Origin of the sequence: Streptomyces mobaraensis (assembly GCF_020099395.1) — a bacterium.
In the GTDB taxonomy this organism is placed as follows: domain Bacteria; phylum Actinomycetota; class Actinomycetes; order Streptomycetales; family Streptomycetaceae; genus Streptomyces.
The window spans coordinates 4,270,789-4,285,400 of record NZ_CP083590.1 but is presented as its reverse complement, the minus strand read 5'-3'; the positions used below and the strand labels follow the sequence as shown (position 1 = coordinate 4,285,400).

13 protein-coding genes are annotated in these 14,612 nt (G+C 75.0%); 4 read left to right on the top strand and 9 right to left on the bottom strand.

The features are described from left to right. Positions 1–26 precede the first annotated feature (26 nt). Positions 27–947 (bottom strand): AraC family transcriptional regulator, encoded by a 921-nt coding sequence (locus K7I03_RS18805; RefSeq protein ID WP_185942509.1) that lies wholly within the window; start codon positions 945–947, stop codon positions 27–29. Between the two features lie 105 nt (positions 948–1,052). On the opposite strand from K7I03_RS18805, the gene K7I03_RS18800 reads away from it, so the two are divergent. Next, entirely contained in the window at positions 1,053–1,922 is an 870-nt protein-coding gene (locus tag K7I03_RS18800; RefSeq protein ID WP_224347113.1) for an NmrA family NAD(P)-binding protein, read from the top strand. 3 nt (positions 1,923–1,925) lie between these two features. On the opposite strand, the gene tsaE is transcribed toward K7I03_RS18800, so the two are convergent. From tsaE to alr, 3 genes are all read right to left on the bottom strand, one after another. Next, complete coding sequence (tsaE, locus tag K7I03_RS18795) at positions 1,926–2,486, bottom strand: tRNA (adenosine(37)-N6)-threonylcarbamoyltransferase complex ATPase subunit type 1 TsaE (RefSeq protein WP_185942508.1); 561 nt, start codon at positions 2,484–2,486, stop codon at positions 1,926–1,928. A 404-nt stretch (positions 2,487–2,890) separates the two neighbouring features. Next, positions 2,891–4,108 (bottom strand): alpha/beta fold hydrolase, encoded by a 1,218-nt coding sequence (locus K7I03_RS18790; RefSeq protein WP_224347112.1) that lies wholly within the window; start codon positions 4,106–4,108, stop codon positions 2,891–2,893. Further along, complete coding sequence (gene alr / locus K7I03_RS18785) at positions 4,105–5,295, bottom strand: alanine racemase (protein ID WP_185942507.1); 1,191 nt, start codon at positions 5,293–5,295, stop codon at positions 4,105–4,107. The genes K7I03_RS18790 and alr overlap by 4 nt, the downstream gene beginning before the upstream one ends. 207 nt (positions 5,296–5,502) lie before the next feature. Here alr and K7I03_RS18780 point away from each other — a divergent pair, with 207 nt between their 5' ends. From K7I03_RS18780 to K7I03_RS18770, 3 genes are all read left to right on the top strand, one after another. Continuing rightward, positions 5,503–6,945, top strand: coding sequence for an NAD(P)H-hydrate dehydratase (locus tag K7I03_RS18780; RefSeq protein WP_224347111.1), 1,443 nt, complete (start codon positions 5,503–5,505; stop codon positions 6,943–6,945). 95 nt (positions 6,946–7,040) lie between these two features. After that, complete coding sequence (locus K7I03_RS18775) at positions 7,041–7,631, top strand: Uma2 family endonuclease (protein WP_185942505.1); 591 nt, start codon at positions 7,041–7,043, stop codon at positions 7,629–7,631. A gap of 31 nt (positions 7,632–7,662) precedes the next feature. Further along, complete coding sequence (locus K7I03_RS18770; protein WP_185942504.1) at positions 7,663–7,923, top strand: hypothetical protein; 261 nt, start codon at positions 7,663–7,665, stop codon at positions 7,921–7,923. Between the two features lie 21 nt (positions 7,924–7,944). On the opposite strand, the gene K7I03_RS18765 is transcribed toward K7I03_RS18770, so the two are convergent. The 5 genes from K7I03_RS18765 to K7I03_RS18745 all read right to left on the bottom strand — a co-directional run bounded on the left by K7I03_RS18765 (position 7,945) and on the right by K7I03_RS18745 (position 14,577). Continuing rightward, positions 7,945–11,229: an NACHT domain-containing protein gene (locus K7I03_RS18765; RefSeq protein ID WP_224347110.1), complete on the bottom strand. Its 3,285-nt coding sequence runs from the start codon at positions 11,227–11,229 to the stop codon at positions 7,945–7,947. Between the two features lie 330 nt (positions 11,230–11,559). After that, positions 11,560–11,970, bottom strand: coding sequence for a RidA family protein (locus tag K7I03_RS18760; protein WP_398857488.1), 411 nt, complete (start codon positions 11,968–11,970; stop codon positions 11,560–11,562). Positions 11,971–12,020: 50 nt separating this feature from the next. Beyond that, positions 12,021–12,389 carry a holo-ACP synthase gene (locus tag K7I03_RS18755; RefSeq protein WP_185942501.1) on the bottom strand — a complete coding sequence of 123 codons (369 nt, stop codon included), beginning with the start codon at positions 12,387–12,389 and terminating at the stop codon, positions 12,021–12,023. Beyond that, a complete protein-coding gene (glmS, locus tag K7I03_RS18750; RefSeq protein ID WP_185942500.1) occupies positions 12,386–14,233 on the bottom strand; it encodes a glutamine--fructose-6-phosphate transaminase (isomerizing) in 1,848 nt (615 codons plus the stop codon). The genes K7I03_RS18755 and glmS overlap by 4 nt, the downstream gene beginning before the upstream one ends. A gap of 56 nt (positions 14,234–14,289) precedes the next feature. Beyond that, positions 14,290–14,577, bottom strand: coding sequence for a hypothetical protein (locus K7I03_RS18745; RefSeq protein ID WP_185942540.1), 288 nt, complete (start codon positions 14,575–14,577; stop codon positions 14,290–14,292). Positions 14,578–14,612: the final 35 nt, after the last annotated feature.

Genomic DNA, 14,612 nt, shown 5'->3' with positions numbered 1-14,612 from the left:
GCAACATCTTCCCGACACCTTGTCGGTTACTTCTCGCGGGCCGGCTTTGACGCCCGCGCGAGCCGGGCCAGGGGAGACGGCAGGACCGACGACGGTTCGAGCTCCGCCCGGTGGGCACTCGGGCTCACACCCCTCACCCGCTTGAACGCCGCGCTGAAGCCGAACGGATCGGCGTAGCCGACGCGCCGGGCCACGGCGGCCACCGTCATGCCGGGCTCGGACAGCAGGTCGGCGGCCAGCGCCATGCGCCATTCCGTCAGGTAGGTCAGCGGCGGCTCGCCCAGCAGCGCCTGGAAGCGCTTGGCGAACGTGGAACGGGACACCCCGGCGACCGCCGCCAGCGACGGCAGGGTCCAGGCCCGCTCCGGGGCCTCGTGCATCGCGCGCAGGGCGGGGCCCACCACGTCGTCCCCCAGCGCCAGGTACCAGGCGGGCGGGGCGGCCCCGGGCCGGTCGAACCACTGGCGCAGCGTGCACACCAGCAGCCAGTCGAGCAGCCGGTCGACCACGATCTGCCGGCCGGGCAGGCCGGTGGTGAGCTGGGCCTCCAGGTAGCCGCGCATCGCGGCGCAGTCGTGTTCGTCGGGGACGACGGCGACCGGCGGGAGGGCGCACAGCAGCCTGCGCGGCACTTCGCCGGGAACGCGGTAGGCGCCGGCCAGGAGCATGGCGGGACCGTCACCGCCCCCCGCGTCCTGGCCCGTCCCGGGATCGTCCGTGAAGGCGAACGGTTCCAGCCCGCGCACGATCGCGGCCTCGCCCGTGCGCAGCGGCTGCGGCTCCCCGCCGTCGTCCCGGACGATCCAGCCCGTCCCGCTCAGGGGGACGCACAGGGTGAGGTAGGCGTCCTCGGTGAAGCGCAGCGTCCACGGCGGTGTCAGCACCGAGCCGGCGAAGACGGCGCCGTTGGCGCGGACGCCGCGCAGCAGGTCGTCGAAGGGGTCCATGATCGGCACGATATGCGGAGCCGCGCGGTCGGCGCGGACGACCGGACATGGAGTGCGGATGACCGCCTATGTCCCGTGCGGCGGGCGCCGGGTTGACTCGTCCGCATGACCAACAGTCTTATGTCTTCCACCGACATGTCTTCCACCGACCCGCGCCCGGTCCTCGTCCTCGGGGCGACCGGCAAGACCGGCCGCCGCGTGGTGCGCGAGCTGCGCGCCGCGGGCGTACCCGTCCGGGCCGCGTCCCGCTCCGGCGAGGTCCGCTTCGACTGGACCGAGCCCGCCGGCTGGTCCGGCGCCCTGGACGGCGCCTCGGCCGTCTACCTGGTCGCCCCCGACGAGGGGTACGAGGCGGTACCGGAGTTCACCGCCCAGGCCGTACGGGCGGGCGTCGGCCGGTTCGTGGCCCTCTCGGGCCGGGGCATCGAACACGTCGGCCCCGACTTCGGACAGGGCATGGCCACGGCCGAGGAGGCGGTGCGCGCCTCCGGAGCGGAGTGGGCCGTCCTGCGGGCGAACAACTTCAACCAGAACTTCGACGAGGACCTGTGGCGGGGCCCGCTGCTCGACGGCCGCCTGGCCCTGCCGATCGGGGACGTCCCGGAGCCGTTCATCGACGCGGACGACGTCGCGGCGGTGGCCGCCGCACTGCTCACGCGCACCGCGCACACGGACGGCGTGACCGAGGTGTCCGGCCCACGCCCCCTGACGTTCGACGAGGCCGTGACGGTGATGGGCCGGGCGGCCGGCCGGGAGCTGGCGTACGTGGAGCTGACCCCGGCGGAGTACCGCGCCGAACTGCTGGCCGCCGGCCTCCCGGAGCCGGCGGTCAGGGCCCTGGACGCGCTGTTCGCCCTCCACCGGGAGGGGCACACGGCCACCGTGACCGACGGGGTGCGGCAGGTGCTGGGCCGTGAGCCGGTGGACTTCACGACGTACGCGGAGCGGGCCGCGGCGGCGGGGGCGTGGAAGTAGGCGCTAAGAGAAGGCCAGCGGAGACAGATCGGCCCCGGCCCAGCGCTCGCCCACGCCGCTCACCGTGACCGTACGGACGTCGTCTGCCTCGGCACCGGCGTCGTCACCGTCCGGCGCGGGCGCCTCGGCGCCCACCGCGCGTTCGATGACGACGCGGAGGCGGTCCTCCGACAGGTCCTCGACCTTGCCGTCGCCCCACTCCACGACCGTCACCGACTCGGGCAGCGAGACGTCGAGGTCCAGGTCCTCCATCTCGTCGAGCCCGCCGGACAGCCGGTAGGCGTCGACGTGCACGAGGGCCGGCCCGCCGGTCAGCGACGGGTGCACCCGGGCGATCACGAACGTCGGCGACGTGACGGCCCCCCGGACCCCCAGCCCCTCCCCGAGCCCCCGCGTCAGCGTCGTCTTGCCCGCCCCCAGCTCACCCGAGAGCAGCACCAGATCACCGGCACGCAGCAGCCCGGCGAGCCTGCGGCCCAGTTCCCGCATGTCCTCGGACGTCCGGACGGTGAGCTGCGCGGCGGTCGTAGGGGTCGCGCCGGTGGAATGGAGCGGGGCGTTCATACCGCCCGATGGTACGGGGTGTGGGGGGCTCAGCCCGTCCGGCGTTTGAAAGCTTCTTCGGCGAAGCCGCACACTCAGCCCGTCCGGCGTTTGAGGACCTCGCGGCGCAGCCGCGATGCGGGGTCCGGGGCGGAGCCCCGGGAAACGGTGAAAGGGCGGGGCCGGGGCAATCCCCCCGTCACCGCGCACGCGTGCCCGGGGATCGCTCGCGCCGGGAGCGCGTGAGGCACGTGCGAGGGCGGTGCCCCAGTCCCGCCCCTTCGCCGATTCCCGGGGGCAAGCCCCCGGACCCCGAAACCGCGCTCCGCGCGGTTGTCCTCAAGCTCCCCCAGAGGGGGCACCCCCAACGGGCTGAGCGTGGGCGCGCCGGGACGTCCCCGACCACCGGACAGGGGCGAGCCCCCTCAGCCCTCCCCCCACACCCCCGCCGCGTCACGACGCCCCGCGCCGCCCACGCCCGCCGCGGCGAGGAGATCGGCCAGGCGCGCGTCGACCGTCGCGGGCTGTTCGAGCATCACCAGATGACCCGCCCCGGGGACGAGGACGAGCTCCGCGTCGGGAAGCGCCGCGGCCATGGCCTCGCTGTGCGACGCGGGAGTGATCAGATCCTTCTCGCCGGCGAGCACAAGCACCGGCACCCCGCGGAAGACGTCGAGCGCCGCCGTCTTGTCGTGTTCGGCGAACGCCGGGTAGAACTCGGCGACGACGTCGACCGGGGTGCTCTCCAGCAGCCGCTCGGCGAACCGGGCCACCCCCGGGTCGACGTCCCGGGCGCCGAACGAGTAGCGCCGGTAGACCCCGGCAAGCAGATCGGCGCTGAGCCGGCGCCCCTTCTCGACCAGCTCCGTCTGGGCGGTCATCAGCCGGAAGGCGCCGGGCAGCACGCGCCGCACGACGTTGATGCCCAGGGCGGGCAGCCCGAAGGTCACTTCGGCGAGCCGGCCGGAGGACGTGCCGACGAACGCCGCGGCGGCCACCCGCTCCTCGATCAGCCCGGGGTACTGGGAGGCCAGCGCCATCTGCGTCATCCCGCCCATCGAGTGCCCCACCAGCACCAGCGGCCCCTCGGGCGCCGCCGCCTCGATGACGGCCTTGAGGTCGCGGCCCAGCAGGTCGATGGAGACCGTCCCGGCGCCGTCGCGCTGCCCGCGCCCCCGCTCGGAGCGGCCGTGGCTGCGCTGGTCCCAGTAGACGGCGCGGACGGCGCCGCGCAGGGCGGCGCGCTGGAAGTGCCAGGAGTCCTGGTTGAGGCAGTAGCCGTGGCTGAAGACGACGGTCACGGGCGGCCCGCCGGACCCTGGAGCGGCGTCCGCCGCCTCCTCGACCTCGTAGTACAGCTCGGTTCCGTCGTCGGCGACGGCCGTTCCCGGGGTGCCGCGCAGCGTCCCGTAGGGGCCCGTCGAGTCCAGGGCCAGCCGCGCCTTGCGGCGCATGCCGCGGCCGACGGTCAGCCGTTCCACGGCGACGCCCGCCGCCGCGCCGGCCGCGAGGACGCCCACGGCCGCGCCGGCGACCCCGGCGCCGCGCAGCCAGCCGGACGTGCCGGCCCGGCCGGGGCGGGCGGCCGCGGCGGCTACGGCGCCGAGGGCGGCCGGGTCCGGGACGCCGCCCGCCTCGGTCATCCGGCCGCCCCCGGCTCGACGGGCGGCGTACCGGCCCCGTCCGGAGTGTCGTCCGCCCCCACGTACACCCGCGGCACCCGCTGGGTGATCCGCGTGATGACCTCGTACCCGATCGTCCCGGTCGCGCGCCCCCAGTCCTCCGCGGTGGGCTCGCCCCGGTCGCCGGGGCCGAAGAGGACGGCCTCGTCGCCCGCCTCGGCCGTGTCGTCGCCGAGGTCGACCACGAACTGGTCCATCGCGACGCGCCCCGCGATCCGCCGCCGTCGGCCGCCGATCAGCACCTCGCCGGTGCCGGAGGCGGCGCGCGGGATGCCGTCCGCGTAGCCGAGGGGGACGAGGGCGAGGGTCGTCTCGCCGGGGGTCGTGTACTGGTGGCCGTACGACACGCCCAGCCCCGCGGGCACCCGCTTCACGGACGCCAGGGAGGCGGTCAGGGTCATCACGGGGCGCAGCCCGAAGTCGGCCGGGGTGCCGATCTCGGGGCTCGGGGATATCCCGTAGACGGCCACCCCGGTGCGGACCAGGTCGAAGTGGGTCTCGGGGAGGGTCAGGACCGCCGGCGAGTTGGCGATGTGCCGCACCTCGGGGTCGAGGCCCTGGGCCTCCGCGTACGCGACCGCGTCCCGGAAGACGTCGAGCTGGGCCCGGATGGACGGGTGCCCGGGCTCGTCCGCGCAGGCGAAGTGCGACCAGACGCCGGTGACGCGGAGCGCGCCGCCGATCTCCGCCTCGCGGGCGGCGGCGACCAGCTTCTCCCAGTCGCCGGGGGTGCAGCCGTTGCGGCCGAGGCCCGTGTCGATCTTCAACTGGACCCTGGCCGGGCGGCCGGCGGCGCGGACCGCCGCCAGCACCTCCTCCAGGGCCCACAGCCCGCTCACCGAGATGTCGACGTCGGCCTCGACGGCCTCCCGGAACGGCCCGCCCGGCGTCCACAGCCAGCACAGCAGCCGGCCTCTGTCGCCCGCCGCGCGCAGCGCCAGCGCCTCCGTGGGCAGGGCCGCCCCGAGCCAGGCCGCTCCCGCCCGGCGGGCCTCCCGCGCACAGGGCACCATGCCGTGCCCGTACGCGTTCGCCTTGACCACTGCCATCAGCTGCGCCTTGGGGGCGAGGGCCCGCAGAACGCGCACGTTGGCCCGCAGCGCGGCCAGATCGACCACGGCACGGGCGCGCATCGGTGTCTCGTTCATCCCGGCCAGTGTCTCAGGCCACGGCCCCGGCGGGCGCGGTCCGGGGCCCGCCGGGGGCGGACCGGGGACGGAAGGACGCCCGGGAAGGGGCCGGGCAGACGCCGCGGGACGGGCCGGAGCCGGTCCTCCCGACGCGGCTCCGACGCGGTCCCGACGCCCCTTCCCCCCGATGGCCGCTCCACCCCGCCGCCGGGGACACTGGACGGCATGAGAACCGGCTTCCGCGTGGACACCGTACGGGCCGCCGAGCGAGCGCTCATGGCCGAACTCCCCGAGGGCGCTCTGATGCAGCGCGCCGCCGCCGGCCTCGCGGCCGCGTGCGCGGGGCTGCTGGGGCGGGTGTCGGGGGCGCGGATCGCGCTGCTGGTGGGCAGCGGGGACAACGGGGGCGACGCCCTGTACGCCGGTGCCCGGCTCGCACGGCGCGGGGCCGGGGTGACCGCCGTGCTCCTCACGCCGGAGCGGGCGCACCAGGGCGGCGTACGGGCGCTGCTGGCCGCCGGAGGGCGCACGCGGGACGCCGGCCCCGCGGGCATACGGGCCATAGAGCGGGCCGAGCTCGTGCTGGACGGCATCGTCGGCATCGGCGGCAAGGGCGGCCTCCGCCCGGACGCGCTGCCGCTGGTCCGCGCGGCCGAGGGCGCCCTCGTCGTCGCCGTCGACCTGCCCAGCGGGGTCGACGCGGACACCGGCGAGGTGCGCGGCGACGCGGTCCGGGCCGACGCGACGGTCACCTTCGGCACCTACAAGCCCGGCCTCCTCGTCGATCCGGCCCGCGAGCACGCGGGGGCGCTGCGCCTGGTGGACATCGGCCTCGGGCCCCACCTGCCCGCCGTCCCGGACGTCGAGGCGCTCCAGCACGCGGACGTCGCCCGGCTGCTGCCGCGTCCCGCCGCGGAGAGCGACAAGTACCGGCGGGGCGTCGTCGGCGTGGTCGCGGGCTCGGCCCGCTACCCGGGCGCGGCCGTGATGTGTGTCGCGGGCGCGCTGCACGGCGGCGCGGGGGCGGTCCGCTACGCCGGTCCCGGAGCGGACGCGGTGATCGCCCGCTTCCCCGAGACGCTGGTCACCTCCGGCCGCCCGGCCGACGCCGGCCGCGTCCAGGCGTGGGTCGTCGGCCCGGGCCTGGGCGACGGTTCGGAGGCCCGCCGGGCCCTCGACGACGTGCTGTCCTCCGACGTCCCGGTCCTGGTGGACGCGGACGGGCTGCACCTGATCACCCCCGACGCGGTCCGTGCCCGCCGCGCCCCGACCGTCCTCACCCCGCACGCCGGCGAGGCCGCGGCACTGCTCGGCACGGCGCGCGAGGAGGTCGAGGGCGCCCGCCTCGCCTCCGTCCGCGCCCTGGCCGAGCGGTACGGCGCGACGGCGCTCCTCAAGGGCTCGACCACCGTCGTCGCCACCCCGGACGGCGGCCCGGTCCGGGTCAACCCCACCGGCACCCCCTGGCTCGCCACCGCCGGCAGCGGCGACGTCCTCAGCGGCCTCACCGGCTCCCTCCTCGCCGCCGGCCTCCCCGGCCACGACGCGGCCGCGGTGGGCGCGTACCTCCACGGCCTCGCGGCGCGCTCCCTGGGCGAGGCGCCGATCACGGCGATGGGTGTGGCGGAGGAGCTGCGGGGGGTGTGGGAGGACGTGGCGGCGGGCTGAGGACCCCGCACGAAGCCCGGCCTGGGCAGCCGAACACCGGTCCGGTACCGGCGTCTTGGCCGCTGGGGCCGGGGCGGCGCGGATAGACTGGGATCGTGAGCCTTGACGAGGTCTACCGGCACCTCCGCGAGTACCGAGATGAACTCGTGCCGCCACCGGGGTTCGCCCAGCCGGAGATCAGCGGCGGACAGATCCTCATGATGACGAGCCCGTCCCGGGCCCATGACCTCAACGCCCTGAGGATCCGCCGCCAGCTCGACTCCCAGCTCACCGGAGACCTCGTCGCCGTCAACCTGGGGGACGTCGAGGACGTGTCCCTCGGCAAGCTCCGGCGCCCGGACGTACTCGTCGTCCCGGAGTCGGCCTTCGAGGCCGACAGCAGCGCGGAGGACGCGCGGGGCATCGACCCCCATGTCGCCCGGCTCGTCGTGGAGATCGTCTCCCCCACCAGCCCGGAGAACGACTACGAGGGCAAGCTGCGGGACTATCCGGCCATGGGCGTGCCGCACTACCTGATCGTGGACCCGCGCCAAGGCGCGTGCGTCCACCACTGGCACATCGGTGTCCGCAACGGCGTCCCCGTATACGAGGGCACGGCTCCTTACACCTTCGGCGACAAGATCACCCTTGGTGAGTGGACTCTCGACACAAGCGAACTGCGCCGCTACCGGCCGGAGAGCGCGTAGCGGCCGGTTCACCCACCAAAGGGGAAAGCCCATGCCCGACGCCCACATCCCCGTCCCGGCCGAGACCCGGGACCGCCTCACGGCGGCCGCCGCGGCGGAGGGCCTGTCGCTGCGCGCGTACCTCGTGCGCCTGGCCGGCGGCACCGCCCGCCTCACGCGGGACGACGCCCGGGCGCACCGGGTCCGGGAGGCGCTGCGCGCCTGGAACGGCTACGACCCGGATCCGGAAGAGGAGGCGCGGCTGGACGCGGAGCTGGACCGCCGCCTCGCCGAAGCCGGCGCCGCCGGGTGACGCGCCCGGAGGGGCGCGCCCTCACTCCCCCCGATACGTGAGAAACCGCCCCCGCACCGTCTCCTGATACCCCGTCAGCAAGTGCGCGTTCATCACCGGCCCCGAGTGCTTGATGTACACCTCCACCCCCCGCAGCTCCCGCAGGAACGACAGGTCCATCAGCTCGCCCGTGCCCTCGGGTGTGTGCAGGGTGAGCACCTTGAGGCAGGGGTAGGCGGACGGCAGGTGGGAGAGGCCGGTGAGGGAGTCGAGGCCGAGGGAGAGGTGGCGGACGCGGGGCAGGGGTTCGGCACGCTCCAGGAAGCGCGGGTCCTCGCCCATGATGCTCAGGGTGTGCAGGCCGCGCAGTGTGGCGAGCGCGGCGCGGGCGTCCGCCGGGAAGAGGGCGTACTCGAAGGAGAGCCGGCGCAGGCGGGGGTGGCCCTCCAGGCGGACGGCCTCCGGTTCCCAGGCGGAGGCCCAGCGGCCGAGGACCAGTTCCTCCAGGCCGTCCGGCAGCCGCAGGGCCGGCGGCTCGCCCTCCGGCTGGAGCCAGTCGAGGTGGAGGGAGCGCAGCCGGGCCATGCCGGGCAGCCGCTCCAGCCCGTCGGGGCGTTCCCGCAGCGAGAGCCGGAGGCGTTCGAGGGCGCCGCTGGGGACGGCCCCCAGGTGGGTGACGCGCCGGGTGTCGGCGATCCGCAGGGACCGCAGCGGCGGGGCGTCGCGGAGGAAGCGGAGGTCGGTGTCCTCCGGCCCTTCCCGCAGGGACAGGTCCCGCAGGACGGGCGTCACCGCCTCCCGCAGTTCCTCGGGCCGCCACACCCCCCGGCACCACACCTCGGGCCGCCCGCCCAGCCGGGCCAGCTCCCGCAGGTGCGCGACGCTCTTGGCGACGAAGGCGAGCCCGTCGTCGTGGGAGAGTTCGCCGATGACGGCGTCGACGTAGTGCCGGGTGTCGAAGTTGTCCCAGGACCAGGCGAGTTGGGCGCGCACCTGGCGGAACGGGTGCCGGGCGTAGCGGGCCAGCAGCGGGATCGCCCGGTCGTCGGCGACGGCCGTCGCGGTGACGACGACCGCGTGCGCGACCTCGTCGCTCAGCCCGTCCGGCCCCGGCAGCAGGTCGAGGACGACCTGCCCGGCCTCCGCGAGCGCCTTCGCCGCCTCCGTGTCGCGCGGCGGCACCAGCTCGGCGGCGGCCCGCTCGACGCGGTCCCGTACGTCCGGGGCGATCTCCGTCGCGTGCTCCAGGCAGGCGGCGGCGAGCAGCCGCAGCCGGTGCCGGTGGTGCGCCTCGCGCTCGCCGCGGTCCAGCAGCATCCGCAGCAGCTCGCCCCGCGCCCGGGGCGGGGCGTGGCCGACGGCCATCCGCAGGACGTCCTCCCACTGGTCGTCGTGGGCGTTGTTGACGAGCAGGTCGAAGTCCCAGTCGTCGACGGCGGCCTGGGCGCCCAGGAAGTCCTGGAAGGTGCGGTGGATGAAGTCCAGCGTCTCGGCCGTGGGCTGCCGCAGCAGGCCGCTGCGCAGCACCAGGTGGCGCAGGATCTCCTCGGCGCTGCCGCGCGCGGCGACGGCGGGCATGGCGGGCAGCGCCCGGTCCAGGATCTCCACGGCCTTGTGCCACTCGATCTGCGAACGCCCGTTGCGGATCAGCCAGTAGGCGATCTTCTGGAGCAGCGCGGGCTGCGCCTGCTCCAGCTCGGGGCCCTCCAGCCCCACCGCGATGTCCCGCTCGCGGTCGCGCCGGATCAGCAGCAGGTCCAGGGCCGCGCGGTACAGCTCCATCCGCCCGTGCGGGAGGTAGCCGCGCCGGGACCGGTTGAGGGCGCAGATCAGGGCGCACATCAGCGGGTTGGTGGCCAGCCGGCCGAGGTCGCGTTTGGTGACGACGGCGGCGGCGAGCGCGTCCCGGAAGCCGCGCAGCCGCTCGTCCCGCGCCTGCCCGGCGGCCGTGTGCCAGCGGTCGATGAAGGCGAGGACGTCGGCGCGGCCCATCGGGAGCAGTTCCAGCTCGACGAACCCGGCGTCGGCGAGCCAGCCCTCGCGGACCGCCGACGGCCGCGTGGTGATCATGTAGCGGGCCTCGGGGTACGCGGCGAGCAGGTCCTTCACCCAGGCCAGCGTGCGTCTGCGGTCCGCCTCGGGGACCTCGTCCACCCCGTCGATCAGCAGCAGCACCGTGCCCTCGGTGAGCCGGCGGGTCACCCAGCCCTGCGCGGCCGGCAGCCCGGCCAGCGGACGGGCCGCGGCGGCCAGGAACTCCTCCGGCTGCGGCGGCTCCCCGCCGCGGACGAGGTTCCGCAGCGGCAGCAGCAGCGGTAAACAGCCGCTCAAGTGCCCCAGCCCCGGCGGCAGATCACCGCGCGCGGTGACGGTCGCGAGCCACTGGAGCAGCGTCGTCTTGCCCGAACCGGCCGCGCCGCGCAGCAGCACCCGCCGGTGCCCGGCCAGCGCCTCCTCCGCGCGGCGGGGCGTCGGCTCGGCGCGGTCGGGCGGTTCGACGGCCGTCCGCAGCCCGAACCCGTCCCGGCGCGCGTCCCGCGCCCGGCCGACGAGCTCCAGGCTGAGGTACGCGGTGTCGAGCGGCCACGTCTCGGCCTCGCCGTCGGAGAGCGTCAGCCCGATGATCGTCAGCTCGCCGGACTTCTCGATCACGTACTCGCGGAACCGCCGCTCGAACTCCTCGGTCTCCAGCTGCCGGGGCGACGCCAGCGACCGCGACTCCGGCTTGTGCCCGGCCAGCAGGCACTCGCTCAGGAACCGGAAGTCCGCCCACAGCGTGGCCGACGGCGTCACCGTCAGCCGCCCGTGCCGCCAGCCGGCCGGGTCCGCGCACACCACACCGGCGAGCAGCCCGTCCACGAACACGCCGGCACCCGACATCCCGGCCCACGGCGAACCGCCGCCGCCCGGCGGCTCGGGCGCGCCGTACGCGCAGTCCAGGACGTGCCGCCCGCTGAGCAGATTGCTGCCCGGCTTGAGCGTGCCGAGCAGCTGCTCGGTGTCCAGCTCGCCGTGCCCGTCCCGCTGCACCTGCGGAAACCCGATCGCCTGCGCCCCGGCCCAGGCCCGCAGGTCGTACGCCCGCCCCCAGACCAGCGGCTCGAAGCCGTCCGCCACGTCCTCCGGCACGACGTCCCGCTCCGCGACGAGCAGCGCGGCGTCACACCGCCGGCTGTCGTCCCGCGCCCACACCACCCGACAGCCCACCTGCCCGACACCACCGGGCACGATCACCCGAGGCGCGTCGCAGTCGCCGACGACGTGGGCGGCGGTGAGGACGACCCGGGGGGTCAGCAGGTATCCGCTGCCTTGCGTGCTTCCGAACACCGCGGCGATGCGTTCCTTTGCGGGGTGCACATCCGTCCCTTTCCGCGCCTGGGCATCAACGCCGACGATACGCGCGGGAGATGGGCGCGGGAACGCGAACGCGCGGATCGGGTGGGGTGCCCCGGTCCCTCCCTTTCACCGTTTCTTGCGGGGGCAAGCCCCCGCCCCCCCCGAAGCGCCCTCCGGGCGCTGTCCTCAAACGCCGGACGGGCTGAGTGGCGCGCCCAGGCACCATTCAGCCCGTCCGGCGTTTGAGGACGAGCGGCGAAGCCGCGACAAGCGGGGTCTGGGGCGCAGCCCCAGGAAAGGCGAAAGGGAGGGACCGGGGCCTCACACCATCGCCAATGCCTCCACCTCGATCAACAACTCCGGCCGGAACAAGGCCACGACCTGGACGGCCGAACTCGCCGGCAGGCGCCCCGCGTCCACGAACTCGTCCCGCACCTCCCGTATCACCGGCAGATGCGCCACGTCCGTCAGGAAGTACGTCAACTTCACGACGTCGTCGAAGGAAGCCCCCGCCCCCGCCAGACACCGCCGCAGATTCTCGAAAACCTGCCGCGTCTGGGCGCGGATGTCCCCCTCCCCCACCACCCGCCCGTCTTCGTCGAGCGCGACCTGCCCCGAGACGGCGACCAGCCGCCCGGTCCCGATCACGACGTGGCTGTAGCCGCCGGCGGGGGCGACCCCTTCGGGGGCCGCGATGTGCGTGAGGTGCGTGGCATCCGTCATGCGCCGCATCCTGCCCGTGCCCGCGGCGCCCCGCCAGCGCCAAGATCACAGCAACAGGCTCACGCCTCCGCGATCACCACCGCCGAAGCCACCCCCGCGTCATGGCTGAGCGACACGTGCCACGACCGCACGCCCAGCAGCTCCGCCCGCGCCGCGACCGTCCCGGAGACGGTGAGCCCGGGCCGTCCGTGCTCGCCGGTGGTCACCTCCGCGTCCGTCCACAGCAGTCCGGGCGGCGCGCCCAGAGCCTTCGCCAGGGCCTCCTTGGCGGCGAACCGCGCGGCGAGCGAGGCGATCCCGCGGCGGTCGCCGCTCGGCAGGTACAGCTCGCGCTCGACGAAGAGCCGTTCGGCCATCCCGGGCGTGCGCCGCAGCGCCGCGTCGAAGCGGTCGATCTCGGCGACGTCGATACCGACTCCGACGATCATTCGACGGTCACCGACTTCGCCAGGTTGCGCGGCTGGTCGACCTCGTTGCCGCGGGCGGTGGCCAGTTCGCAGGCGAAGACCTGCAACGGGACGGTGGCGACGAGCGGCTGGAGGAGCACCGGGGTGGCCGGGATCTCGACGAGGTGGTCGGCGTACGGCCGGACCGCCTCGTCGCCGCGCTCGGCGATGACGATCGTCCGCGCGCCCCGGGCCCGGATCTCCTGGATATTGGAGACGATCTTGTCGTGCAGGACGGACCGGCCGCGCGGCGACGGGACGACGACGACCACCGGCAGGTCGTCCTCGATCAGCGCGATCGGCCCGTGCTTGAGCTCGCCGGCGGCGAAGCCCTCGGCGTGCATGTAGGCGAGCTCCTTGAGCTTGAGCGCGCCCTCCAGGGCCACCGGGTAGCCGACGTGCCGGCCGAGGAAGAGGACGGTGTTCTTGCCGGCCAGCGAGCGCGCCAGCTCGCGCACCGGCTCCATGGTCTCCAGGACCTCCTCGACCTGCGTCCCGATGCCGTCCAGCTCCCGGATCACGGACTGGATCTCGTCGCCCCACTTCGTCCCGCGCACCTGCCCCAGGTACAGCGCGACCAGGTAGCAGGCCACGAGCTGCGTCAGGAACGCCTTCGTCGACGCGACGGCGACCTCGGGACCGGCGTGCGTGTACAGCACGGCGTCCGACTCCCGGGGGATCGTCGAGCCGTTGGTGTTGCAGATGGCGAGCACCTTCGCGCCCTGCTCGCGCGCGTGCCGCAGCGCCATCAGCGTGTCCATCGTCTCGCCGGACTGCGAGATGGCGATCACCAGCGTGCGCTGGTCGAGGATCGGGTCGCGGTAGCGGAACTCGCTGGCCAGCTCGGTCTCGCAGGGGATGCGGGTCCAGTGCTCGATCGCGTACTTGGCGATCATCCCCGCGTGGTACGCCGTCCCGCACGCGACGATGACGACCTTGTCGACCTCGCGCAGCACGGACGCCGGGATGCGCACCTCGTCCAGCGTCAGCGACCCCGAGGCGTCGATGCGCCCCAGCAGGGTGTCGGCGACGGCCTTCGGCTGCTCGGCGATCTCCTTGAGCATGAAGTAGTCGTAGCCGCCCTTCTCGGCGGCGGACGCGTCCCAGTCCACGTGGTACGCGCGGACGTCCGCCGGCGCGCCCTCGAAGTCCGTCACGGTGACGGCGTCCCGGCGCACCTCGACGACCTGGTCCTGACCGAGTTCGAGGGCCTCGCGGGTGTGCGCGATGAACGCGGCGACGTCGGAGGCGAGGAACGCCTCGCCGTCGCCGACGCCCACCACCAGCGGCGAGTTGCGGCGGGCGCCCACGACCACGTCGGGATCGTCGGCGTGCACCGCGACGAGCGTGAACGCGCCCTCCAGGCGGCGGCACACCTGCCGCATGGCCTCGGCGAGGTCGCCGCAGGAGGAGAACGCCTCGGACAGCAGGTGCGAGACGACCTCCGTGTCCGTCTCGGAGGCCAGCGCGTGCCCGCGCTCGGCGAGCTCGGCGCGGAGGGCGGCGAAGTTCTCGATGATGCCGTTGTGGACGACGGCGACCCGCCCGGGGTTGTCGAGGTGCGGGTGGGCGTTGGCGTCGGTGGGGCCGCCGTGGGTGGCCCAGCGGGTGTGGCCGATGCCGGTGGTGCCGGAGGGCAGCGGCCGGTCGGCGAGCTCCTTCTCCAGGTTGGCGAGCTTGCCCGCCTTCTTGGCCGCGGCGAGCCCGCCGTCGGCGAGCACGGCGACCCCGGCCGAGTCGTAGCCGCGGTACTCCAGCCGGCGCAGCCCGGCCAAGACGACGTCGAGGGCGGACCGCCCTCCCACATAACCCACGATTCCGCACATGGACTGCAGCGTACGGCCCCGGTGTCACCCCTCGCCGGTCAACGCCGACGCCCGGTTCACCGTCCGCGCTCGATGCGGTCGATGGCCTCCTGGACGAGCTCCAGGTACTCGACCTCCTCGCAGCGCGGCTTGCTGCCGAAATGGTACTGGTCGAGGCAGTCCCCCAGGTCCTGGCCGAGGTCCTCGTCGGGCAGGTCGTCGCAGAGCTCGGCCCGCACCCGTTCGGCGAAGGCGTCACTCGTCTCGTGCGCCCCCGGGCGTGCGCCGGGTACACCGGCGCGGGGGCGCGTGACGCGGTGGAAGGTCTTGCGGATGAGCCGGAGCACGAGCCGGAGAACGAACACGGGGGGTCCCTCGCAGGATGCCGGGGCGGCCGGAG

Bases quoted from the DNA above. Each gene is read 5' to 3' on its own strand.
- K7I03_RS18805 (WP_185942509.1), bottom strand. From the start codon at position 947: ATGGACCCCTTCGACGACCTGCTGCGCGGCGTCCGCGCCAACGGCGCC.
- K7I03_RS18800 (WP_224347113.1), top strand. From the start codon at position 1,053: ATGACCAACAGTCTTATGTCTTCCACCGACATGTCTTCCACCGACCCG.
- tsaE (WP_185942508.1), bottom strand. From the start codon at position 2,486: ATGAACGCCCCGCTCCATTCCACCGGCGCGACCCCTACGACCGCCGCG.
- K7I03_RS18790 (WP_224347112.1), bottom strand. From the start codon at position 4,108: ATGACCGAGGCGGGCGGCGTCCCGGACCCGGCCGCCCTCGGCGCCGTA.
- alr (WP_185942507.1), bottom strand. From the start codon at position 5,295: ATGAACGAGACACCGATGCGCGCCCGTGCCGTGGTCGATCTGGCCGCG.
- K7I03_RS18780 (WP_224347111.1), top strand. From the start codon at position 5,503: ATGAGAACCGGCTTCCGCGTGGACACCGTACGGGCCGCCGAGCGAGCG.
- K7I03_RS18770 (WP_185942504.1), top strand. From the start codon at position 7,663: ATGCCCGACGCCCACATCCCCGTCCCGGCCGAGACCCGGGACCGCCTC.
- K7I03_RS18760 (WP_398857488.1), bottom strand. From the start codon at position 11,970: ATGCGGCGCATGACGGATGCCACGCACCTCACGCACATCGCGGCCCCC.
- K7I03_RS18755 (WP_185942501.1), bottom strand. From the start codon at position 12,389: ATGATCGTCGGAGTCGGTATCGACGTCGCCGAGATCGACCGCTTCGAC.
- glmS (WP_185942500.1), bottom strand. From the start codon at position 14,233: ATGTGCGGAATCGTGGGTTATGTGGGAGGGCGGTCCGCCCTCGACGTC.